This is a genomic window from Rhizobium sp. BK060, assembly GCF_014193145.1.
Taxonomy (GTDB): Bacteria; Pseudomonadota; Alphaproteobacteria; order Rhizobiales; family Rhizobiaceae; genus Rhizobium.
Window position 1 is genome coordinate 22,634 of sequence record NZ_JACHYW010000021.1, and the last position, 21,834, is coordinate 44,467.

Consider the following 21,834-nt stretch of genomic DNA (forward strand, 5'->3'; position numbering starts at 1 on the left):
ACAGACATGCGACATCCACTTCATCAATTTCTCGGCGGCGCTGTGGCGCTCACAATCGGACTCGCATCGGGTCCGGCCGCGGCCATCGATCCGTCCTACCATCTGAGCGAAGAAAACGTGCTCTCCGTCGCCATCACCGGCGACATGCCAGGACTGGTGGCCCGCGATGGAAAGCTTGCCGGCTATGACGGTGACATCCTTCAGATCGTGGCCGACAAGCTCGGCCTGACGATCAAGCCGGTGCCAATGGAGTGGTCGGGAGCGATCGCTGCCGTGCAGACCGGCCGCGTCGACATTATCGGCGGCAACGTTGCCTGGACAAAGCAGCGTGCCGATACGCTCTCGATGACGGATCCGACCGGCTACTTTCAAAACGGCATCACCTCGAAGAAGGCCTCTGGATGGCACACACTCAAGGACCTCGAGAACCGCAAGGTCGGCTCAATGACGGGCTTCTCGTTCCTGCCGGAGCTTCGACGGGTACCTGGACTGGAACTCTCCCTTTATGACAGCACCGACGCGGCACTTCGCGATCTCTTGGCCGGGCGTATCGAGGCGCTGGTCGGCGACCCGCCGGTCATCGACTATGCCCTGTTGAAGAATCCTGACTGGGGTCTCGTCAATCTCGCCTTTACCGACAATAACCCCGACTTTCCGCTGCTGACCGGTCTCGGCCGCCAGTATGTTTTTGGCCTCTCCAAGGAGAATGCCGCTCTTGCCGCTGATCTCAGCGCCGAGATTCGCGCGCTCTGGAGCTCATGTGAAGTGAAGGCGATCGGCAAACGCTACGGCAATATCAGCGAGGCCAACTATACGCCGTCGGCCGCAAACTTTCGGGTGGGTGCGGATCGCGCCGCCGGCTGGACGCCGCCAGCCTGCGGAAAATAGCAAGAGTGGCGGCCGGGCGACCGGCCGCATCCACCGTTCGAACAAGGAGGTCACCATGGCCGCCGACACTCTACTGGAGGTCGCCAATCTCGGCAAAACCTTCGGTCACCTGACAGTCCTCAAGAATGTCTCATTCAAGCTTGACCGGGGCGAGCGTGTCGCTCTGATCGGTCCGAGCGGCTCCGGCAAATCGACTTGTCTGAGAGCCATCAACTATCTCGAGCCACCGACAGAGGGCGAGATAAGCCTCGAAGGGCAGTTGATCGGACGCAGGCGGAATGGGCAGCCAATGACGGATCGGGAGATGGCGCCGCAGCGGGCGGAAATCGGGATGGTGTTCCAGCATTTCCACCTGTGGCCGCATCTTTCCGTTCGCGCCAATGTCGCGCTGCAGCCACGCAAGGTCAGGGGGATGAGCCGCGGTGATGCCGAGACGCTTGCAGGCGATCTGCTCGGCAAGGTCCATCTGGCGCACAAGGCCGAGGAGATGCCGCAGCGGCTCTCTGGTGGCCAGCAGCAGCGTGTGGCGATCGCCCGCGCGCTGGCGCAGCAGCCGAAGCTCCTGCTCTTCGACGAACCGACGTCGGCGCTCGATCCAGAGCTCGTCGGTGAAGTGCTGACCGTGATCAAGGAGCTGGCAGCCGAAGGGCGGGCGATGGTTCTCGTCACGCACGAGATCGCCTTTGCGCGCGAGGTCGCCGATCGCATCATTTTCATGGATGGCGGACAGATCATCGAAGAGGGATCCGCAAAGGCGGTGCTTGATCAGCCGAAGTCACCTCGCCTGAAGCAATTTCTCGCAAGCCTCAAGCTTGGGGGGGGCCGATGAGTGATGCACTTCCAGGCTTGATCGCTGAGGCGTTGTTGACCGGAGCGCTGGTTACCGTCAAGGTCACCGCAGGCGCGCTTGCCGTTGCGCTCGCCATTGGCATGGCGCTTGCCGCAGCCGCCGTTTTGACGAACAACCGCATGCTCCAGACGACCATCCGCGTCTATGTCGAAGCGCTGCGCAACGTGCCGAGCCTGACATTTCTGTTCCTGCTCTATTTCGGCCTTGCATCGCTTGGAATCAGGCTGCCGTCGATGCTGGCGGCCATCGTCGGGCTGGGCCTGATTGGCAGCGCCATTACCGTCGACATATTTCGCTCGGGGTTTCTATCCGTTCCCGCCGGCCAGAGTGAGGCTGCGGCGTCGATCGGCCTGACGCCCTTCGTCGCCTTTCGACTGATCGTGTTTCCGCAGGGATTGAGAATGGCGCTGCCCTCGCTCGGCAACTACGCGGTTGCGCTTGTCAAGGATACGTCCCTTGTCGCCGCAATCGCTGCACCCGAGATCATGTTCAACGCTCGCCAGCTCGTCAACGAGACCTTCGAAACAACCCTGATTTATGGAAGTGCCGCACTCGTCTACCTGGTTCTGACTGGCGCCGTTGCGCAGTTCACGTCCCTGGTTGAGCGCAGGCTGGAGACGCGATGATGTTCGTCGAAACCATTGCAGACAATGTTACCGACTGGATGCCGCGGCTGCTCGTTGGCCTGCGATCGACGTTTGCGCTGACGGCGGGCGGATTTTGCCTCGCCTTCGTACTGGCGCTGCTCATCGAATATCTGCGCAGTCGCCGCAATCCCGCGCTCAGGCTCATTGCACGCCTTTATATCGCATGTGCGCGCGGCGTGCCGGTTCTGGTGATCCTTTATCTTCTCTATTTCGCGTTGCCAGTCGCAGGAATCACCCTGTCGGCCTTGTCTGCCGGAACGATCGGCCTTGCAGCGGTCTATGGCGCCTATCTCGCCGAAGTGTTCCGCGCTGGCCTTAGCGCCATTCCGACGGGCCAGCGCGAGGCGGCACTGGCAAGCGGCATGACACCATTCCAGACGTTCCGGCTTGTTCTTTTGCCGCAGGCGGTCCGGCATACGATTGCCCCGCTGTTGATCAATCTGGTCTCGCTCTTGAAGGACAGTTCCATCTGCGCCCTCATCGCGGTTCCGGAACTGACGCTGGTCTCGCGCGAGATCATGTCTGAGAGTTTCATGCCGCTCTCCGTCTTCGCGCTGACTGCGCTGCTTTATTTTGTGCTCGCCTGGCCGGCCTCGCTCGTTGCCCGCGCCCTCGAGCAGCGCCTTCATCGCCCGGCAGCGCAGCGTGACCGCGGCCGCAGCAAGCGTCCCGCCGTCGAGGTCACGGCCGTGGGGTGACCGCAAGGGTGTTGCCGCAGACCCATGGGGTCCAATAATCCTTACATTGCTATGGGAGTGAAGATGAAAAAACTGATCAACCGGCCGGAAGATGTCGTCCGGGAAATGCTGGAAGGCGTTGTTGCCCTGTCGCCGGCAACCGCACGCCTGGGAGACGAAAACATCGTCGTTCAGGCCCGACTGCCGGAAGATTGCGCCCGCAAGGTCGCGCTGATCTCCGGCGGCGGCAGCGGCCATGAGCCGGCCCATGCCGGCTATGTTGGACCCGGCATGCTGACGGCGGCGGTGGCAGGCGACGTCTTCACCTCGCCAAGTGCCGATGCCGTCCTTACCGCGATCCGGGCGGTTGGCGGGCCCGCCGGCGTTCTTCTCATTGTCAAGAACTACACGGGCGACAGGTTGAACTTCGGGCTCGCCGCCGAGATGGCCCGTGCTGAGGGGATACCGGTCGAGATTGTCGTCGTTGCAGACGATACAGCACTTCGTGACACGGTTCCTGCCGAGCGCCGCCGTGGCATCGCCGGCACCGTCCTGGTTCACAAGCTCGCCGGCGCGGCGGCCGCTGAGGGCCTGCCACTTGGCAGTGTCGCAGCGATCGCCAAGGCTGCGGCAGAGCGGATCTCCTCCATGGGTGTTTCGCTCGGATCCTGTACGCTTCCTTCGGTCGGCAAGCCCGGCTTTACACTTGGGGAGAATGAAATCGAGATCGGGCTCGGCATTCATGGTGAACCGGGTGTCAAGAGGATGGCCAATGCTTCGGCGGACGCATTGGTGGATCTCGTTATCGACACGATGATTGCCGACGGAAAAATCAAGCGTGGAGACGATGTCGCGCTCCTCGTGAATGGCCTTGGATCGACGCCGCCCCTGGAGCTCGCCATCCTGGCACGCGCCGGGCTGGCGCGGCTTGAGCGAGAAGGCATGACGGTCGTTCGCAGTTGGGCCGGAACGTTCCTCTCCGCTCTCGACATGCCTGGGTTTTCGCTGTCGATTTTGCCGATAACGGCAGACGACCTGGTGCGTCTTGATCATCCGGTCGAAACGCTCGCCTGGCCAGGCGGAGGCAAAATCAATAAACCTGGAGCGACGATCAGCATCCCCTCCCATTCCGTACCCGCCGATGACAGTCGGCGCGCCGTTGTTACTCAATCGGGCCAGCGGTTGCGTCAACTGTTCGCCAGCATCGCCAGCGCGCTTGTCAATGCAGAAGACGAGTTGGCGCGACTGGATAGCATCTCTGGCGACGGCGACCTTGGGGCAAGCATGCGGCGCGGCGCGGACGCTTTGCTGTCCCTGCCTGACGCTGCATTCTCAAGCGTTGCTCAAGCGTTGTCACAAGCTGGCGAGCGGGTCAGGAAAGCGATCGCGGGAAGTTCGGGGCCGTTCTATGCCACTGCACTCATGCGTGCGGCACGTCGTTTGTCTGCAATTGACGAGCCGACCGCCGCCGACATAGCAGGCGCATTTTTGGACGCGGTTCAGGCGATCATGGATCTTGGTGGGGCCCGTCCCGGCGACCGGACCATGGTTGACGCATTGGAACCCGCTGCCCGGACGCTCAGCGATCAACTCGGTTCGAACGTGGCCTTCAAGACCGCTTGGCGCACGGCCGTGGAGGCAGCCGAGGACGGAATGAAGCGGACGAGTGACATGCATCCGAAGCTTGGACGCGCGAGTTATCTCGGAAAGCGCGCAATCGGTCATCCGGACGCAGGCGCTGCCGCCGCCGTCATATGGCTAAGAGCCACGATTCAATAGCTCGCGGTGCAGCCGGCTGACGTTTTTGCTGTGAGCAGGAGGGTTTCCAGGTCGATGTTGACGATCTGCTGCAAATGACATCAGCCAGATATTTGCTCTTGGTGGCCCCGACGGCGCCGGCGAGCATGGGATAGCTTTCGGTAGGCAAGGAGGCTACGTGATGAACTGAAGGTGTGTGGAATGCTGCCGAAGAAAAGCCGAAATCAGCCAAGCCATTCCTCAAAGCTGAGTGAACGCAGGCTATTCAGATTTTGCGCAATTCCTAAGAAACATTCAGCCGGATGTTGGCGCGGGCCGTAGGGTAACCCGAACGATTTTGCTCTTCGCTCGAGATTGGTGAGGACGCGTCGACGGTAATTCTCCTCGTAGTGGGAGGCTCCCGGATCGTTGTATTCCATACCGTGCCGCAGGGTCCGGCAGTAGGGCGAGAGCAGGAAGCGCTGATTGCCTCAATTTTTCCACCCTCCGGAGGATCTCCAGGTCGGGCGCGGCTTTGCGCGGCTGCGGAATGACGGGTGGGAGCTTGTCGGAGACCATGTTCAGTTCCCTGTAAGTTACGCGATACGACGGGACCTCGCCGGGGTCGGCGAGCGGAAGGTCAGCGTTGTCGTATTCGTATGATCTTGAACATGCGTCAGCGCGGAATAAATCGCTTTCCTAAGCGCTTAGGTTTTAATATAAGGTGAACACAGATGCCAACGGTGTTGAATTTCGCAGGACTGCGAGCGGTCATTTATCCCAACGATCATCGGCCTGCTCATGTACACGTCATTGGCAACGACTGCTCTGCGGTTTTTATCATGAACTGCCCTGATGGGTCGCCAGAGCTGAGAGAGAACAGAGGGTTCGGGAAACCAGAACTCGGTAGGATCGCAAGGAGTTCAAACGATGCGCGAAAAGGTATCTGCGAAGCATGGAGCCGCATCCATGGAGATTTCTGATCTTGAGTTCGACCTGGCCAACATGAGCGGAATGGAGCCGCAGTTGGGGCCATACGCCACATCGGCCCGCTACGACGCTGAGCATGACGCCATCGTCGTGGTGCTTAACAACGGCTCTTTCATCGGTTTTCCGGTCGAGAAACTGCAAGGGCTTCAAGGTGCTAACGCTTCGCAATTGAACAACGTCGTTGTCGAGGCCAAGGGTCTTGGGCTTCACTGGCCGGATATCGATGCCGATCTCTATGTTCCAGCTCTGATGGACGGAATTTTGGGGTCCAGAAAGTGGATGGCAGCGCAATTGGGGTCCACTGGTGGGAAGGCAAAATCCGGCGCAAAGGCCGCTTCATCGAGACTCAATGGCTTAAAGGGCGGTCGTCCCAGGAAGAATGTCGCCGCGTAATCGCTAAGACCGCACCTGCGTAAAGATCGGAAATCGTCTCAGGTCCAAGCGAACCTGTGTAGCAGGAAGTCAGGCACAGCTTTATGCCGCTCATAGAGAGCCATCAGCACTTCATGATCAGGCACGGCGTGCGGACATGCTTCGCCATGGTGAACTCCGGTCATCACGAGCGCCGAGCGGATACATACCGGCCTGATTGGCGCCGGATCGGTCATCCGGACGCAGGCGCTGCCGCCGCCGTCATTTGGCTAAGAGCCACGATCCAATAGCTCGCGGCGACGAAGGATGAGGGAGGTCACAAGCTCTCTTGGGATCCCCTCGGTGTCCCCTTACGCCATCGTTTCAGAGGTGGACGAATGCTTCGCCCACAAGCGCCTCCAAATGCGATCTGGCCGAGGCATACCGTCAGTGAACAACGGCGATGACGGGAATTCCGGCTTCCTCAGCAGCGCGAATAAGTGCGGCCCGTGCTGCCATAGCGGGGGTATGGCCGTGAATGGCATCCAGGCATGTTTTTACGGCGGCCATGTATTCCTCGCCATCGTCTGAGGGCCAGGCGACGATAAGGGCCTCGGCGACTTCCCGCAGTGATGTGACCAGCCTGTGCTTTTCTCGACCGCTCATTACAAGCAACAGAGGAGCGAAATCTTCGCTTCTGTGCCAATCCATTACACCTGCCCTTTGCATGGCTAATAATCCTTTAACCCTGCAAGAAGCGTTCCACATCCGCTGTGAAACTCACATGCCCACCCCTGGATCGGCCACTTGGTGCTTGCTCGGGGAGCCCTGGCGGCAATTGCGCAACAACGACCAAGAGCTCTCTGATGTCCTCTCAACAAGGATGGGGGAGCATTTAAGTCAGATGACGCGGCGGAAAAGTCGGACCTAAGTCTGACTGGCAAGCCTAAGTCGCACCCATCATATTAGCATCAGGTGAAATGCATAAAGTTCCGTGGAGGGGCGGAACAGGAGGATAGTATGAAGTTCGGCCCTGACAGCTACAGCCATGACGAGTGCTGTTCACAAGGCCATAGTTCGGCGTCGAAGCTCTTCACTCTGAAGAATTAGCGCTGTTTGCCTCGCACCTTGACGATGCGCGCATTGCCGTTTCGCATAATACCGCCGCGACAGAGATGGCCAAAAATGCACTACTTGCGGTCATTGCGCCGCGATGGACCGCCCCTATAATCGTTCTATTGCGAGAGGCTGCTGAATTGAAGCTGGTACGGGTATCGAGCGAATCTGAATGGGAGGCGTATCATCAGATTCGACGGCATGTGCTGTTCGATCTGCGCGGATTGTCTGGATACGACGATCACCATCCTGACGACAGAAAGCCGGAGCATCTTCCGCTGGTTTTTGTCGATGGCAATGAGTGCATCGGTGCCGTCCGTCTTGATCTCACCGGGGACGGGAATGGGGTCGTTCGCACGGTTGCAATCGTTGCGGAGCGCCAGCGGCAAGGTATCGGCCGAGCCATGATGACCGCCGTTGAGAGACTAGCCGTGGCTCACGAGGCAGTCAGGCTAGAAGCCCACGCAGCGCCCGACGCAGTGGGTTTCTATTGCAAAATTGGCTGGGAAATTGTCGATGCACACCGGCCTAATCCTCTTATGGCAAAGCTTTTGAAATGACCGCTTACGGGCCGACGGCGGCGAGGTTATCTTGACAGGTCCATTTGCTGAAACGTCACACCTAGACTGCGTCGCCCGGTTCTGAACCGGGCTCAGGCATTGGGGGTTCCGACAGATAATCCAGGTCAACGGGCATGCTGAGTTCCCATTGCCTCGCAGTCGAAAAGAGGGGTCGCCTTGCTGAAAGCCGCAGGCCATTTGAACTTGGGAGCATCCTCCAAGGTCTTCAGCTCCGCGATGATCTCGGCTCTTGTCGCTTCCATGGCATCCTCGTCTTCGAGGACTGCGATGATCCGGATCGTAGGTTTCTCGACGTCGAAGTTCGGGCTGGCGGCGACACGGAAGCCGTAGATCGATCTGTAAATCCGGCCCTGGTCCGATTCCTTGTTATGTTTTGATTTGGACTGATCGCGGATTGCTCCCAGTGTCGGATTGAGTGCGTCAGGAAAGGCGAAGCGGCCGTACCTGCGCTCGAGACGACGGCCGAATTTCGCGCGCCCGATTTCCGTCCGGAAGCCGTCGTGGCGCTTGAGCTTCGCGAGGGTGGCTTTCTGGATGGTCGTAGCCATCGTGAGGTCTACGACAGGCGACGGAGGATGCTCGAGCGGAGCCGTGGATGGGGTCGCGCCAACGTTGGTGTCTTCGAGCTTTTTCTCGTTTTCTAGTTTTACCAGTGGGGCTACCACAACATGATGACGGTCGCCTTTGCCGATATTAACGATGTCGCAGGTCTGGCTGATGACCACCCAGCCCGCGACTTCTTCCATCTCGGCGTCATAGCCCTTTTCGTCCAGTTGCCCTGACGGAAATGCGGGGAAATCTAAAGTATAATCCCCCTGTCTCCACTGGCGTACGGCCTCTATGGCTTCTTTCGAGAGACCGTTTTCAACTTCACTTTCCGCCATGCATCCTACTTCTTACGGTCTCTCAGCCTACCGACCGCCTTACGGGCCGGAAAACCTTCGTTGTCTCCGAGTGGGCTGCCAGACAGCGCGTTGACGGTCTCGGTCCAATGGTCTTCTTGCCCCGGCAGCTTATTAACGACGCCCTTCCAGAAATTATCGATGTTGCCTGCCCCCTGTCCGGCCGTTTTCTTGGCCCTTTCGAAATCAAGGTTCTTTAGGAGCTTGAACACAGCACCGTCCTCTGCCTCGAGTACGGTTTTCGTGTCAGCCTGACTTCCTCGATCAATGTATGCAAGAGCGTCGTACATACGGCCGATATCTCGGATAGTCCTATCACCGGGCGCAACCCCGTTGATCCAGTTGTGAACCGATACTCGCGAGCAGCTCAACAGTTCGGAAATCCTAGTCCAGGAATAGCCCGTGATCCGCTTCAACTCGTGAAGCTGGGTGTAGGTACGCTTCTCTTCGGGGTTCGCCTGGCTCGGTACTATTTCCGAGCCCGTGCCCCCGCGCCAGAAGGATGCCGGAACTACGATGGTGTTTGTCGTACGAGAGTTTGCAAAGTTTCTCATCGGAAGCGTCATTGTTGTTCTTTCCCGTATTTGACAAGGAAGTCATCGGTCACCGACCACATGAAGATGGAGTAGGCCCGACCTGCAAGAGCGAGAACCTGCGACTTCACCGTCTCTGCACTATATTCCATCATTTCTGATTCCCGGAAGATGTAGGAATCCACATCTAGGAACCACGAAGGGTGTTGGATGGCCGGCATGATATCGGGATCGTGCGTGCCGTCCTTGGGCAGATGCCCCCATCGGACCTGCACCGCGCCCTCACGGGTATCGGCTTCGAATTCGGAAATGACGTGCTTCGTATTTCCGACTACGTCCTTGATCCCCGCCATTTCGGGACGCAGCATCCCTTTCATCGACTCACCGCCTTCTAGGGAGACCTGGTCGACATACCTGACGCCCACCCTGGCGATATGGCTTGGGTTAATCGTCTCTTCCAGCTGGGTGAGGATAAAGCCGAACCTCTCGACGAAATCCTTCCTCGAAACGTATTTCGTCGTTTCCAGGGAGAGAAACGTATCGGACATCGACACGCGCCAGTTCTTTTGCGGGTCGTAGTACCTCCATACGGTCGACGAGACCATTCGCTGCGGGCCGATTACGAACGTGTTGATTACGTCGCTTTGCGCCAGAGGATAGGTTCGCCTGATCCGCTCCTGAAACGGCGCGACAAATGCCTTGTCCTGCATAGACAGGATTTCGGGGAAGCGGATTTGCGCTACCACGCGGGCGAGCGGTGCATTCGCCAGAGGAACCTCGATGGGTTCATCTCCGTATAGCGGGTCGGTGACGTTTTGGCTCATGGCGTACTCAAGTGATTGATGTGGCAATTGCTACTATAATAATGTAAAGCAAATCGTAAAGCGGCAAGTTCTAGCCGGCACGAAATTATATCCTGGACCATCGGAAGCGGTCACGATGCAGTCGGCGGCGTCGAGCCAGTGCGGGTGATCTCGACCAGTTTGCGCCGCGCGTATGCGCCGCAAGCCTGCCGCCGCATTGAATCAGGAATGGTAACAATTTACGCCTTCACGAACAGATGGGGACATTTCATGTATCAAAATTGGTTTTACGTCGGAGCGGTCATTGTTGCTGCTTCGATTGCTTGGTTGGCGTTGGAAGTCATCGGCAGCAGTCGGGCAAAGAAGTCCGGGGTACGAAAGACCGGCGTCGCCGTGCGTGTCGCTCTCATTGTTGTTCTCATCGCGACCGTCGGTACAACTTACTGCTATCTGAACATCTATCAGGACTACGGGCTGTCATCACGCGCTGAGCTTCCGGCCGCCATCAAGGCGATAGCCGACGCGAAAGCTGCCAAAATTGCCGCCGATGCCAAGGCAATGAAGGATGCCGAGGAAAAGGATGCTGCCGAAAGGGCTCGCCTTCTCGCGGAAGCGGATCGGCAGCAAAAGGTCGCCGCCGCGAAGAAGGAAGCTGAGGATAAGCGTTGCGGCATGGGCGCTGTTGTGTCAGCGAATTCTCGCTACGAACTGCGCCAGGAACCGAGGGACGACGCTGAAAAATTTCTGAACGTCGTGGCATAATTAAAGGTCAGTTGGTCCCGCTCTTCAGCGACGCGTCGAACTCGTCCATGTCTTCGCCAGCTAGAAACGCCCTTGCACGCATCATGTAGTATGATCGGACCGCATTTCTTGCTTCCGCGGAGATACCGTCGAAACCCGGGATTGTCGGGGTACTGCATGCGAAACATCATCAACGCGATCTCTTCGACCTGCTTCTCGTCAGGCGCTTCCTTCTTGATTGGCAGCTCCGCGTCCTGTCGGACTTTATCGCCCAGCTGAACGATCCAGCCATTCACCATCCTTTTGAACGATGGCACGAAAATGTAGAGCGCCCCAACGATGACGATCCAGCCGACAAGATTTTCCATTACGACCCCCCAGCCTGACAGAGATTCTCGTAGCAACCGAGAAACCCAACCGCAAGTAGATATCGAAATCGCGCCGGCAGCCGTGCCCTGTGAAGGAGGCCTTCCATTTTAACCGCATCACAGGCACCTTCGGCTCGTCATTGAAGATTCTACTTTCGGTGCAGCTATGGACGTAAAATCGAACGAACACGCTACGTTAACCCAAACGTCGTTTTCTTTCTTATCGCGTAGAGTGCATAAAAATAGGCGCTAATAGCGGTTAGCATTAGCGGCAAAGGTCCTACCGCCAATGGCATTATCGCGCACCATTATCTGGTATTCTTCCGTCATACAGCCTCACCCCGCGTCTCTCCCGTCCTGTTCGCCACGGAACCCTTCCTGTTGCTAGTTTAACGCGAAAATGATTGTCAAGAGATGGATTGTAAGATTATTCTTATTCCCGTTTATATTGCACTTGCATGGATTTTGGTGCTCAATCCGCCCCGAGACCAACCCAGGGCCTGAGCATCTGCCCCCTTTGACCTTGTCTGCTGCATGCTGATGCGCCCGCACGATGCGCGACTGATAAGATGCGCGGCGCTGGCCAATTCTTGCTCAAACATTAGGCATTTGCCGCCGAGTGTACACAGTCGTGAATCGCCCTGGGCCCAGAAGTGATAAAAATCAATAATTTATAATTTGGCACACCTCTTGCTTCGAAAATGGTGAGTTGGTGGCTAGGGTTCCGGCGCTTCAAGAGCGTGCTGGTCCGAGAGCTGCCGTCGGCGGGGGAGAAATCCCGTCGGGTGCACGGCGGGACAAAAGCCCGGGAGACCTCGTAAGCCAAGGGATTGGCGGCACGATGGTCATTGCCGATCCCTTTTGAAGAAAAGCAAAAGGGGAATTTCAATGCAGACTTTTTCGAAGATCCTTTCCATCACCGCCCTCTCCGCTTCGTTGGCGCTGGGATTTGGCTCCATCGCCAAGGCCGCGCAGAAAACCGAATTCAAGGTGGCGTGGTCTATCTATGTCGGCTGGATGCCGTGGGGCTATGCCGCCGATCACGGCATCGTCAAGAAATGGGCCGACAAGTACGGCATCAAGATCGATGTCACGCAGTTCAACGACTACGTGGAGTCGATGAACCAGTATACGGCGGGCGCCTTTGATGCCGTGACGCTGACCAATATGGACGGACTGTCGATCCCGGCCGCCGGCGGCGTCGATACAACCGCCGTCATCGTCGGCGACTTCTCGAACGGCAATGACGCGGTCATCCTGAAGGACAAGGCAAGCCTTGCCGATATCAAGGGCCAGAACGTCAACCTCGTTGAATTCTCCGTCTCGCACTATCTCCTTGCCCGCGCACTCGAAGGCGTCAAGCTGACGGAGCGCGACGTGAAGGTGGTCAACACGTCCGATGCCGACATGGTTGCCGCCTACAAGACGCCCGATGTCACCGCCGTCGTCACCTGGAACCCGCTGGTGTCGACGATCCTGGAAGATCCGACCGCCAGGAAGGTCTTCGACAGCTCACAGGTGCCGGGCGAGATCATCGACCTGATGGTCGCCAATAGCGGCGTGCTGAAGGACAATCCGAATTTCGGCAAGGCGCTTGCCGGCATCTGGTATGAGACGGCCGCCCTACTGCGCGCCGATACCGCGGAAGGCAAGGCAGCCCGCGAGGCGATGGGCTCGGCGTCCGGCACCGATCTGGCCGGTTTCGAAACCCAGCTTGCCGCCACCAAGCTCTTCGACAAACCGGCTGACGCCGTTGCCTTCACCGCCTCGCCCAGCCTGCCGAAGACCATGGATCTGGTGCGCAACTTCCTCTTCGAGAAGGGCCTTCTCGGCAATGGCGCGCCGTCTGCCGACGTCATCGGCATCGAAATGCCCGACGGCAAGGTTCTGGGCGACAGCGGCAATGTGAAGCTGCGCTTCACGGAGACCTACATGAAGGCAGCCGCCGACGGTTCGCTCTGACCGCAACAGGAGGCGCGGTTTGCCGGCGCCTCCTCCCCTTTACCAGCGGAGCATTCCCATGCGTTGGATCAACACGAGGCCGAGCCGTGGCGCGCAGTTTGCCTTGATGCTGCTGCCCTTCGTGCTGCTGGCCCTTGCCTATGTCTTCGGCTCGGCCGCGCGACTGGCGCAAAACGCCAATGACAAGCTTTTGCCGAGCCTTGCCGGCTTTGCCGATGCGATCAACCGTCTGGCCTTCGTCGCCGACCAGCGCACCGGCGAATTTCTGCTATGGTCGGACACCGCAGCAAGCCTGATACGGCTGCTCTCAGGCCTCAGCATCTCGACGGCAATCGCGCTCCTGATTGGCATGCTGATCGGCATGCTTCCCTATCTCAGAGCACTGCTCGCGCCGTTCATCGCCGTCATTTCCATGGTACCGCCGCTCGCGCTCCTGCCGATCCTGTTCATCGTCCTGGGGCTCGGCGAAACGTCGAAGATCGCCCTGATCGTCATCGGTGTCGCGCCGACAATAATCCGCGATCTGGCGCTGAAGGCGCTGGAATTGCCTCGCGAGCAGATCGTCAAGGCCGAGACGCTCGGCGGCTCCTCGTGGCAGATCGGCCTGCGTGTCGTGCTGCCGCAGATCCTGCCGCGGCTGATCACCTGCCTCAGACTGCAGCTTGGTCCAGCCTGGCTCTTCCTGATCGCAGCCGAAGCGATCTCCTCGGATTCCGGCCTCGGCTACCGCATCTTCCTCGTCCGCCGCTATCTCTCGATGGACATCATCTTCCCTTATGTCGTCTGGATTACCCTGATTGCCGTTGTCATGAACGCGCTGCTCGATCGCCTGCGCATCGCCGTCTTCCCTTGGTCGGAACTGGAGAAGCAGGCATGAGCGAACTGAAGGTCGAAAGAGTCTGGAAGGAATACGGCGACCAGATCGTGCTCGAGGACGTATCCCTGACCGTCGCCTCGCGCGCCTTCGTTGCCCTTGTCGGCCCCTCCGGCTGCGGAAAGAGCACCTTCCTGCGCATGCTGCTCGGCCAGGAGCAGCCGACGAAGGGAAAAATCCTGCTCGACGGCGAGCCTCTACCAGCGGAACCGGGACCGGATCGTGGCGTCGTCTTCCAGCGCTATTCCGTCTTTCCGCATCTGACCGTGCTCGGCAATGTGTTGCTCGGCAAGGAATTTTCCGCCGCGCGATATAAGGCCAAACTCTTCGGCACCGCACGCCGCAACGTCATTGAGGAAGCACGCCAGCTGATCGCCGATGTCGGCCTCGCCGGCTGCGAAGGCAAATATCCAGCCCAGCTTTCCGGCGGTATGCAGCAGCGCCTCGCGCTTGCCCAGGCGCTCATCATGAAGCCGAAGGTGCTTTTGCTCGACGAGCCCTTCGGCGCACTCGATCCCGGCATCCGTCATGAAATCCACACGCTGATGAAGCGGCTCTGGCACGAAACGCAGATGACCGTGGTCATGGTTACCCACGACATGCGCGAAGCCTTCACGCTTGCAAGCCGCGTCGTCGCCTTCGAGCGACGCCGTGACCGGCCGGAGGAGAAGGAGCGTTACGGCGCGACCATCACCAAAGATATTTCCATCTGGCCGCCGCGCCTTGCCGGACAGTCGCCAGTCTTCAGCCCCGACCGGGACGGCCCGGTCGCTTCCATGGGGCACCGCCGGGACGACCTGGCACCGCCAGGAGAGATGCAATGATGCATGTGAGACGCTCGCCCGTGGAAATCGCCGCAAATCGCGCGCGCTATGAGGAGCATCAGAAGAAGGGGCTGGAATTCGCCCCCAGGGCCCTGCCCGACCCGAGCCCCCTGCCGGCGCCGGCCATCGCTGCGGCCGCCGTTATCCACCAGGAGACTGTCCCGGGCGGCTGGTACTGGTCGACGAAGCTGTTGCGTGGGGAAGCGATCCGCATCGATCAGGCTGAAGGCAATTCCACAGTGGCGCTCGTCGCCTGGAATGCCGCCGACACCAGCGAGCGGATCAATCTCGTTGATACCGCCAAAGTCCAGTGGACGACGGCCCTCGGCAAGGGGCGTGTGATCTTCTCCGACATGGGCCGCGTCATGTTCTCGATCATAGAGGACAGTTCTGGCGCCCATGACTGCCTTATGGGCGGTTCGACGGCTGCCTCGAACACGGCGAAATATCCGGGCGAAAAGACACGCAACACCCGCGACAACCTGATCCTCGCCGCCGTCAAGCTCGGCCTCGACCGCCGCGACATACCCGGCATCCTCAGTCTCTTCGCGCCGGTGCGCCTCGCCGAGGCCGGCGGCTTCGGCTGGCATGGCAAGCGCTCCAAGAGCGGCGACTATGTCGAGCTGCGCGCGGAGATGGACATGCTGGTCGGCTTTTCCAATTGCCCGCATCCGCTTGATCCCGATCTCACCTACCAGCCGAGGCCGGTTGTCATCACCCGCTACAAGGCCCCGGTCCCGGCTGCGGATGATCTTTGCCGCACGGCGACTGCCGAAGCCCTGCGCGGTTTCGAAAACAACGCCCTGATGCAGGCCTGAGGAGACGATGATGTCCGATTTCATCCAGACTTCTCCCGCCCGCAGCGTCGAAAGTGCCGTGCAGGATCACTTCATTGCGGCGGAAGCCCCATGGTCCGGCATCGTTCGCAAGGGTCAGACGATCCGGATCGAGGATAGCTACGGCCAACAGGCAATCGACACGCTCTTCTACCGGGCCGATGATTTCTCGGAGCGCTATTCCAACCAGGATACCATGCGCATGCAGGGTAGCGCCTATGTCGGTATCGGCACGAAGATCATGTCGAATGAAGGTAATGTCATGCTGACCATGACGGCCGACAGCTGCGGCCGCCACGACACTTCGGCCGGTGCCTGCTCCTGCGAGAGCAACACCGTGCGCTTCGGTCACGGAACGAAATACCTGCATGCCTGCCGCGACAACTTCGTTCTCGAAGTCAGCAAACACGGGATGAGCAAGCGCGATATCGTACCGAACATCAACTTCTTCATGAATGTGCCGATCAAGCCCAATGGCGAGATGACGATCGTCGACGGCATTTCCGCACCGGGCGATCATGTCGAGCTCGTCGCCCAGATGGACGTGCTCTGCATCATTTCCAACTGCCCGCAGATCAACAACCCCTGTAACGGCTTCGATCCGACGCCGATCCGGGTCTTGATCTGGGATGGCGAGGACTGAGCATGTTCAAGAAAGTCCTGATTGCCAACCGGGGCGAAATCGCCATCCGCGTCATGAAGACCCTACGGCGGATGGGCATTGCCTCGGTCGCCGTCTATTCCGATGCCGACCGTTTCGCCAAGCCCGCGATGATGGCCGATGAAGCCGTTCGCCTCGGGCCGGCACCGGCCAGCGAAAGCTATCTCAATGTCGAGGCCGTCATCGCTGCCTGCAAGGCGACGGGGGCGGAGGCAGTGCATCCAGGCTACGGTTTCCTGTCGGAAAATATCGGCTTTGCCGAGCGCCTCGCCGCCGAAGGCATCGCCTTCATCGGCCCCCGACCCGAGCACCTTGCTGCTTTCGGTCTCAAGCATACAGCACGCGAACTCGCCGAAACGAGCGGCGTACCGCTCCTGCCCGGTACCGGCCTACTCTCGAGCGCCGAAGAAGCGCTTTCGGCGGCAGAGACGATCGGCTATCCCGTCATGCTGAAGAGTACCGCTGGCGGCGGCGGCATCGGCATGCAGCTCTGCGCCGATCCAGCGGGCCTCAAGGCTTCGTTCGAAAGCGTGCAGCGCACCGCGCGGGCAAGCTTCGGCGATGCGCGCGTCTATATCGAACGTTTCGTGGCGAAGGCACGGCATGTCGAAGTACAGATCTTCGGCGATGGCAAAGGCAAGGTAATTGCACTCGGCGAGCGAGACTGCTCGTTGCAGCGGCGAAACCAGAAGGTGGTCGAGGAGACCCCTGCTCCCGGCCTTTCGGTCGAAACCCGCGCCAGTCTGCACAGGGCAGCCGTCAACCTCGGCACTGCCGTCTCCTACGAATCCGCGGGCACGGTCGAGTTCATCTACGATCCCCTGCGTGAGGAGTTCTATTTCCTCGAGGTCAATACCCGCCTGCAGGTCGAACATCCCGTGACGGAGGCCGTTTTCGGTATCGACCTCGTCGAATGGATGATCCGCCAGGCCGCAGGCGAGGACCTGCTCTCGGGCGCCGAGGCTCTGCAGGCGAAGGGGGCGGCCATCGAAGTACGCGTCTATGCCGAGATGCCGCATGCCGATTTCCGCCCAAGTGCCGGCCTGCTAACCGAGGTCGCCTTTCCTGAGGATGCCCGCATCGACGCCTGGATCGAGACCGGGACGGAAGTGACGCCCTTCTACGATCCGATGCTCGCCAAGGTCATCGTCTGCGCCGCGGATCGTCAAACGGCAATCGAGAAGCTGAAGACGGCACTTGCCGGCACGTCGATATCGGGCATCGAGACCAATCTCGACTATCTTCGCGCCATTGCCAGCTCCGAGCTCCTCGCGAGCGGTAAGGTGGCGACGACGGCGCTGCGCGACTTTTCCTTCGTGCCTGACGTCGTCGAGGTGATCGCGCCCGGCGCACAGTCGAGCATTCAGGAACTGCCGGGCCGGCTTGGCCTCTGGCATGTCGGCGTGCCGCCGAGCGGCCCGATGGACGAGCGTTCGTTCCGTCATGCCAACCGTCTTGTCGGCAACGACGACATGGTCGCGGCGCTGGAGCTGACGGTCTCCGGTCCTGTCCTGAAATTCCATAAGGATACGCTGGTCGCGCTTGCCGGTGCCAGGATGGCGATGAGCGTCGATGGTGTAAGGCTGTCCCATGACGAAGCGGCGACCATCCGCGCCGGCCAGACACTCTCGATCGGTAGCATCTGCGGGCCGGGGCAGCGGGCTTATCTCGCTGTTGCAGGTGGTTTTGCTGCTCCCGTCGTTCTCGGCTCGCGCGCCACCTTCGGCCTCGGCCAGTTCGGCGGCAATGCCACCGGCACGCTGAAAGCCGGCCATGTGCTGCGCCTTGCCCGGCACGCCGCCGGCGAACCGTCGAAGCCGGCTACCGATCCGGTGGAGTTGACGCGCGAATGGGATGTCGGCGTTCTTTACGGTCCGCACGGCGCTCCTGATTTCTTTCAGGACGGCGATATCGAGACCTTGTTCTCGACGAGCTATGAGGTGCATTTCAACAGCGCCCGCACCGGTGTGCGCCTGATCGGTCCCGCACCGAAATGGGCGCGCAGCGATGGCGGCGAGGCCGGTCTTCATCCCTCCAACCTGCACGACAATGCCTATGCGGTCGGCGCGATCGATTTCACCGGTGACATGCCGATTATCCTCGGGCCTGACGGGCCGAGCCTTGGCGGCTTCGTCTGCCCAGCGGTGATTGCCCGTGACGAACAATGGAAGATGGGGCAGTTCAAACCCGGTGATCGCATCCGCTTCCATCCCGTCACGCGACCTGAAGATCCGATTGCCGGTCCAGCGGTGCATCGTGCGAAGGAAGAAGCAGGATCGCCGATCGTCGGCTACCGCCACGACGGGCCAGTCTCGGTCGTCTACCGCCGCCAGGGCGATGACAATCTGCTGGTCGAATACGGGCCGATGACGCTCGATATCGCCCTGCGGCTGAGGGTGCATCTCTTAATGCAGGCCGTATCGCAGGCGCGCCTGCCCGGGATCATTGATCTCACGCCCGGCATCCGTTCGCTACAGATCCACTATGACGGCACGGCGCTGCCCCGCAACCGCCTCCTCGGCCTGCTGGCCGAGATCGAGGCGAGCCTGCCGGCGGCGCAAGACGTCAAGGTGCCGAGCCGCATCGTGCATCTGCCGCTCTCCTGGAACGATCCGGATGCCGAACTTGCCATGCGCAAGTATCAGGAGCTCGTCCGGCCAAATGCGCCCTGGTGCCCTGATAACATCGAGTTCATCCGCCGCATCAACGGGCTGGCGGACGAACAGGCGGTGCGCGACGTCGTCTTCGATGCCAGCTATCTCGTGCTCGGCCTCGGCGACGTCTATCTCGGCGCACCGGTCGCCACACCGGTCGATCCGCGCCACAGGCTGGTGACGACGAAGTACAATCCAGCCCGCACCTGGACGCCGGAAAATGCCGTCGGTATCGGCGGGGCCTATATGTGCATCTATGGCATGGAAGGACCCGGCGGCTACCAGCTCTTCGGCCGCACTATCCAGGTGTGGAACACCTGGCGGCAGACGCCGGTTTTCGCGAAGGACAAGCCGTGGTTGCTCGATTTCTTCGATCAGATCCGCTTTTTCCCAGTCAGTCACCAGGAACTGGCGCAAGCCCGCAGCGCCTTCCCGCATGGCGGCTATCCCGTCAGGATCGAGGAGACGGAGTTCTCCTATGGCGCCTATGAGAGGGAATTGCGGGCGAATGCCGCTTCGATCGGGAGCTTCAAGGCAAGCCAGCAGGCTGCCTTTGATGCGGAGCGCGAGCGCTGGAAAGGGGCGGGCCTCGACAGCTTCGTCATGGACGAAGGAAACGGCGAAAGCCCGGATGGGGATATTCCCGAAGGCTGCTTCGGCGTTGCCAGCGCAGTGCCCGGCAATATCTGGAAACTTCTGGTCGAGCCAGGCGCGCCGGTCGCGGCCGGCGACACGCTCGCCATCATCGAATCCATGAAGATGGAAATCAACGTCACCGCACATGCACCGGGCCGCGTCCGCGACCTGCGCGCCGGGCCCGGACGAAACGTCAACGCGGGCGATATCATCGTTGTTTTGGAGGAGTGCTGATCCATGCTGCCGACCATTCTTGATCTGACAAGCCTTCGGTCAGCCTATGCGGCTGGTCAAAGCCCGCTCGACGTTATCGAGACCGTTATTGCCCGTCAGGCAGCTTCGACGGATCCGGCAATTTTCATCACGCCGACACCCGAGGAAGCATTGCGCACCGAAGCACGCGCTCTGATGGAACGGGCGCCGGCGCCAAACAGCCTGCCACTTTGGGGCATTCCCTTTGCCGTAAAGGACAATATCGACGTGGCGGGTCTGCCGACCACGGCCGCCTGCCCTGCCTTCGCCTATCAGCCTGACTATGACGCAACAGTCGTTGCAAGGCTGCGGGCGGCAGGCGCGATCGTGATCGGCAAGACCAATCTCGACCAGTTCGCGACCGGCCTGAACGGTACGCGCTCGCCGCATGGCGCGCCGCGCTCGGTCTTCGACAAGGATTATGTTTCGGGGGGATCGAGCTCGGGCTCGGCAGTTGCCGTCGCCTCGGGCCTGGCGAGCTTCGCGCTCGGCACTGACACGGCTGGCTCTGGCCGCGTACCAGCTGCCTTCAATAACCTCGTCGGAATCAAGCCGACACCGGGGCTGGTGCCGAATGTCGGCGTGGTGCCAGCCTGCCGCAGCGTCGATGTCGTCACCGTCTTTGCCGCAACGGTCGGCGACGGCGTCACGATCCGCAAGGTGATGGAAGGGTACGATGCCGCCGACCCGTTCTCGCGTAAGGCGTCTCCCACCAACCTGCCCACCTCCGGTTTGCGCATCGGCGTGCTCGACACAGCCGAACGGGAATTCTTCGGCAACAGGCACGTCGAGGCTCTCTATGATGCGGCAATCGAAAGGGCGCGCGCACTGGGCGCCACCATCGTTCCCTTTGACTACGCGCCGTTCCGGGAGGCCGCCGAACTGCTCTACAACGGTCCTTGGGTCGCCGAACGGCTGGCGGCGGTCAAGGACTTTCTTGTCACCAACGCGAGTGACTTCGACCCGACGGTTCGCACAATCATCGAGGGCGCGAAAGCCTATGACGCCGTCGCTGCCTTCGGTGGCAGATATAAGCTCGAAGCATTGCGCCAAAAGACCGGAAAGGAGTGGGAGAAGGCTGATATCCTGATGTTGCCGACCTCGCCGACCACTTATACGGTTGAAGAAATGACGGCGGATCCGATCGCCAAGAACGGCCATTTCGGTCGGTACACCAACTTCGTCAATCTGCTCGACTGTGCGGCGATCGCCGTTCCGGCCGGCTTCGACGCAGACGGCCATCTGCCGGCCGGCGTGACACTGGTCGGGCCGGCGTTTACCGACGACGCCCTCGCCCCCTTCGCCGACGCTATGCATCGCACCTTGAACGCGGGGATGGGCAAGGATCGCCTGGCCCCAATCCCGGAGGCAAGCCGCGTGCCGCAGGCCGATGACGGCTTGGTGCCGATCGTCGTCGTCGGGGCGCATCTCACCGGCATGCCCCTCAACCACGAACTGACCCGACCAGGCGGCAAGCGCGTCAAATCCTGTCGTACTGCGCCGGATTACCGCCTGTTCGTCCTGCCCGATACCGTACCGCCGAAACCGGGCCTAATCCGCCAACCGGGCTTTGCCGGCAAAGGGCTCGAAGTTGAGGTCTGGAAAGTGACGCCGGAGGCTTTCGGGCGTTTTGTGCAGAACATCCCGGCCCCGCTCGGCATCGGCAAGGTAACTCTCGATGACGGTTCCCAAACTTCCGGTTTTCTCTGCGAAGCTCATGCCCTCGAAGGTGCGCGCGAGATAACGGAACTCGGAGGCTGGCGCGCCTACATCGCAAATCAAGGGATGGGTAAATGAAAAACAGCTTGAAGGATCGTCTCAAAAAGCTCCTGTTAGCGCTGCTGGCGGGGCTTGAGGCCCGAAGTGCCTTTCGACGGTTCGGTCGCGGAATATGGTAATCGATTGTCGGGGCAGGCCTTCATCGCCACGACGAATCGCTTGGCGACGGCAC

At 60.2% G+C, this 21,834-nt stretch carries 20 protein-coding genes and 1 riboswitch; of the genes, 16 read left to right on the forward strand and 4 right to left on the reverse strand.

Going from position 1 to position 21,834, the window contains the following annotated elements:
• The first annotated feature begins 6 nt into the window (after positions 1-6).
• From FHT71_RS21650 to FHT71_RS21680, 7 genes are all read left to right on the forward strand, one after another.
• On the forward strand, positions 7-888 hold the full coding sequence (locus FHT71_RS21650) for a transporter substrate-binding domain-containing protein (protein ID WP_183721872.1): 882 nt from the start codon (positions 7-9) through the stop codon (positions 886-888).
• Positions 889-943: 55 nt separating this feature from the next.
• Entirely contained in the window at positions 944-1,717 is a 774-nt protein-coding gene (locus FHT71_RS21655) for an amino acid ABC transporter ATP-binding protein (RefSeq protein ID WP_183721875.1), read from the forward strand.
• Positions 1,714-2,364, forward strand: a complete 651-nt coding sequence (locus FHT71_RS21660; RefSeq protein ID WP_183721878.1) for an amino acid ABC transporter permease — start codon at positions 1,714-1,716, stop codon at positions 2,362-2,364. Before FHT71_RS21655 ends, FHT71_RS21660 begins: the two co-directional genes overlap by 4 nt.
• On the forward strand, positions 2,361-3,083 hold the full coding sequence (locus tag FHT71_RS21665) for an amino acid ABC transporter permease (RefSeq protein WP_183721881.1): 723 nt from the start codon (positions 2,361-2,363) through the stop codon (positions 3,081-3,083). Before FHT71_RS21660 ends, FHT71_RS21665 begins: the two co-directional genes overlap by 4 nt.
• Before the next feature lie 63 nt (positions 3,084-3,146).
• Positions 3,147-4,841 carry a dihydroxyacetone kinase family protein gene (locus tag FHT71_RS21670; RefSeq protein WP_183721884.1) on the forward strand — a complete coding sequence of 565 codons (1,695 nt, stop codon included), beginning with the start codon at positions 3,147-3,149 and terminating at the stop codon, positions 4,839-4,841.
• Positions 4,842-5,533: 692 nt separating this feature from the next.
• Positions 5,534-5,782, forward strand: a complete 249-nt coding sequence (locus FHT71_RS21675; protein ID WP_183721886.1) for a DUF4160 domain-containing protein — start codon at positions 5,534-5,536, stop codon at positions 5,780-5,782.
• Entirely contained in the window at positions 5,769-6,182 is a 414-nt protein-coding gene (locus FHT71_RS21680; RefSeq protein ID WP_183721888.1) for a DUF2442 domain-containing protein, read from the forward strand. The genes FHT71_RS21675 and FHT71_RS21680 overlap by 14 nt, the downstream gene beginning before the upstream one ends.
• A gap of 405 nt (positions 6,183-6,587) precedes the next feature.
• Here the strand turns inward: FHT71_RS21680 and FHT71_RS21685 are convergent, their stop codons facing one another.
• Positions 6,588-6,869 (reverse strand): DUF982 domain-containing protein, encoded by a 282-nt coding sequence (locus tag FHT71_RS21685; protein ID WP_007791104.1) that lies wholly within the window; start codon positions 6,867-6,869, stop codon positions 6,588-6,590.
• A 446-nt stretch (positions 6,870-7,315) separates the two neighbouring features.
• On the opposite strand from FHT71_RS21685, the gene FHT71_RS21690 reads away from it, so the two are divergent.
• On the forward strand, positions 7,316-7,816 hold the full coding sequence (locus FHT71_RS21690; RefSeq protein WP_132593840.1) for a GNAT family N-acetyltransferase: 501 nt from the start codon (positions 7,316-7,318) through the stop codon (positions 7,814-7,816).
• A gap of 125 nt (positions 7,817-7,941) precedes the next feature.
• On the opposite strand, the gene FHT71_RS21695 is transcribed toward FHT71_RS21690, so the two are convergent.
• From FHT71_RS21695 to FHT71_RS21705, 3 genes are read right to left on the reverse strand one after another with little or no spacing between them, the layout of a single operon-like run.
• Entirely contained in the window at positions 7,942-8,721 is a 780-nt protein-coding gene (locus tag FHT71_RS21695; protein WP_183721890.1) for a hypothetical protein, read from the reverse strand.
• 5 nt (positions 8,722-8,726) lie between these two features.
• Positions 8,727-9,293, reverse strand: a complete 567-nt coding sequence (locus tag FHT71_RS21700) for a hypothetical protein (RefSeq protein ID WP_183721892.1) — start codon at positions 9,291-9,293, stop codon at positions 8,727-8,729.
• An 8-nt stretch (positions 9,294-9,301) separates the two neighbouring features.
• Positions 9,302-10,096, reverse strand: a complete 795-nt coding sequence (locus FHT71_RS21705; protein WP_132593784.1) for a TIGR04255 family protein — start codon at positions 10,094-10,096, stop codon at positions 9,302-9,304.
• A gap of 249 nt (positions 10,097-10,345) precedes the next feature.
• Between FHT71_RS21705 and FHT71_RS21710 the strand changes: the two genes are divergently transcribed.
• From FHT71_RS21710 to atzF, 8 genes are all read left to right on the forward strand, one after another.
• Positions 10,346-10,837, forward strand: a complete 492-nt coding sequence (locus FHT71_RS21710) for a hypothetical protein (RefSeq protein WP_183721894.1) — start codon at positions 10,346-10,348, stop codon at positions 10,835-10,837.
• 1,052 nt (positions 10,838-11,889) lie between these two features.
• Positions 11,890-11,998: riboswitch (guanidine-I (ykkC/yxkD leader) on the forward strand.
• A 74-nt stretch (positions 11,999-12,072) separates the two neighbouring features.
• A complete protein-coding gene (locus FHT71_RS21715) occupies positions 12,073-13,146 on the forward strand; it encodes a putative urea ABC transporter substrate-binding protein (RefSeq protein WP_183721896.1) in 1,074 nt (357 codons plus the stop codon).
• Positions 13,147-13,204: 58 nt separating this feature from the next.
• A complete protein-coding gene (locus FHT71_RS21720) occupies positions 13,205-14,023 on the forward strand; it encodes an ABC transporter permease subunit (protein ID WP_132593798.1) in 819 nt (272 codons plus the stop codon).
• Positions 14,020-14,844: an ABC transporter ATP-binding protein gene (locus FHT71_RS21725; protein WP_132593800.1), complete on the forward strand. Its 825-nt coding sequence runs from the start codon at positions 14,020-14,022 to the stop codon at positions 14,842-14,844. The genes FHT71_RS21720 and FHT71_RS21725 overlap by 4 nt, the downstream gene beginning before the upstream one ends.
• Entirely contained in the window at positions 14,841-15,662 is an 822-nt protein-coding gene (locus FHT71_RS21730) for an urea amidolyase associated protein UAAP1 (protein ID WP_132593802.1), read from the forward strand. Before FHT71_RS21725 ends, FHT71_RS21730 begins: the two co-directional genes overlap by 4 nt.
• Before the next feature lie 10 nt (positions 15,663-15,672).
• Complete coding sequence (locus tag FHT71_RS21735) at positions 15,673-16,323, forward strand: urea amidolyase associated protein UAAP2 (protein ID WP_183721899.1); 651 nt, start codon at positions 15,673-15,675, stop codon at positions 16,321-16,323.
• A gap of 2 nt (positions 16,324-16,325) precedes the next feature.
• Entirely contained in the window at positions 16,326-19,865 is a 3,540-nt protein-coding gene (gene uca / locus FHT71_RS21740) for an urea carboxylase (RefSeq protein WP_183721902.1), read from the forward strand.
• 3 nt (positions 19,866-19,868) lie between these two features.
• Positions 19,869-21,680 carry an allophanate hydrolase gene (gene atzF, locus FHT71_RS21745; protein ID WP_183721905.1) on the forward strand — a complete coding sequence of 604 codons (1,812 nt, stop codon included), beginning with the start codon at positions 19,869-19,871 and terminating at the stop codon, positions 21,678-21,680.
• Positions 21,681-21,834 lie beyond the last annotated feature (154 nt).

Bases quoted from the DNA above. Each gene is read 5' to 3' on its own strand.
- atzF (WP_183721905.1), top strand. From the start codon at position 19,869: ATGCTGCCGACCATTCTTGATCTGACAAGCCTTCGGTCAGCCTATGCG.
- FHT71_RS21700 (WP_183721892.1), bottom strand. From the start codon at position 9,293: ATGAGAAACTTTGCAAACTCTCGTACGACAAACACCATCGTAGTTCCG.
- FHT71_RS21655 (WP_183721875.1), top strand. From the start codon at position 944: ATGGCCGCCGACACTCTACTGGAGGTCGCCAATCTCGGCAAAACCTTC.
- FHT71_RS21670 (WP_183721884.1), top strand. From the start codon at position 3,147: ATGAAAAAACTGATCAACCGGCCGGAAGATGTCGTCCGGGAAATGCTG.
- FHT71_RS21665 (WP_183721881.1), top strand. From the start codon at position 2,361: ATGATGTTCGTCGAAACCATTGCAGACAATGTTACCGACTGGATGCCG.
- FHT71_RS21680 (WP_183721888.1), top strand. From the start codon at position 5,769: ATGGAGATTTCTGATCTTGAGTTCGACCTGGCCAACATGAGCGGAATG.
- FHT71_RS21735 (WP_183721899.1), top strand. From the start codon at position 15,673: ATGTCCGATTTCATCCAGACTTCTCCCGCCCGCAGCGTCGAAAGTGCC.
- FHT71_RS21650 (WP_183721872.1), top strand. From the start codon at position 7: ATGCGACATCCACTTCATCAATTTCTCGGCGGCGCTGTGGCGCTCACA.
- FHT71_RS21710 (WP_183721894.1), top strand. From the start codon at position 10,346: ATGTATCAAAATTGGTTTTACGTCGGAGCGGTCATTGTTGCTGCTTCG.
- FHT71_RS21660 (WP_183721878.1), top strand. From the start codon at position 1,714: ATGAGTGATGCACTTCCAGGCTTGATCGCTGAGGCGTTGTTGACCGGA.
- FHT71_RS21720 (WP_132593798.1), top strand. From the start codon at position 13,205: ATGCGTTGGATCAACACGAGGCCGAGCCGTGGCGCGCAGTTTGCCTTG.
- FHT71_RS21730 (WP_132593802.1), top strand. From the start codon at position 14,841: ATGATGCATGTGAGACGCTCGCCCGTGGAAATCGCCGCAAATCGCGCG.
- FHT71_RS21705 (WP_132593784.1), bottom strand. From the start codon at position 10,096: ATGAGCCAAAACGTCACCGACCCGCTATACGGAGATGAACCCATCGAG.
- FHT71_RS21725 (WP_132593800.1), top strand. From the start codon at position 14,020: ATGAGCGAACTGAAGGTCGAAAGAGTCTGGAAGGAATACGGCGACCAG.
- FHT71_RS21690 (WP_132593840.1), top strand. From the start codon at position 7,316: ATGGCCAAAAATGCACTACTTGCGGTCATTGCGCCGCGATGGACCGCC.
- FHT71_RS21695 (WP_183721890.1), bottom strand. From the start codon at position 8,721: ATGGCGGAAAGTGAAGTTGAAAACGGTCTCTCGAAAGAAGCCATAGAG.
- FHT71_RS21685 (WP_007791104.1), bottom strand. From the start codon at position 6,869: ATGCAAAGGGCAGGTGTAATGGATTGGCACAGAAGCGAAGATTTCGCT.
- uca (WP_183721902.1), top strand. From the start codon at position 16,326: ATGTTCAAGAAAGTCCTGATTGCCAACCGGGGCGAAATCGCCATCCGC.
- FHT71_RS21715 (WP_183721896.1), top strand. From the start codon at position 12,073: ATGCAGACTTTTTCGAAGATCCTTTCCATCACCGCCCTCTCCGCTTCG.
- FHT71_RS21675 (WP_183721886.1), top strand. From the start codon at position 5,534: ATGCCAACGGTGTTGAATTTCGCAGGACTGCGAGCGGTCATTTATCCC.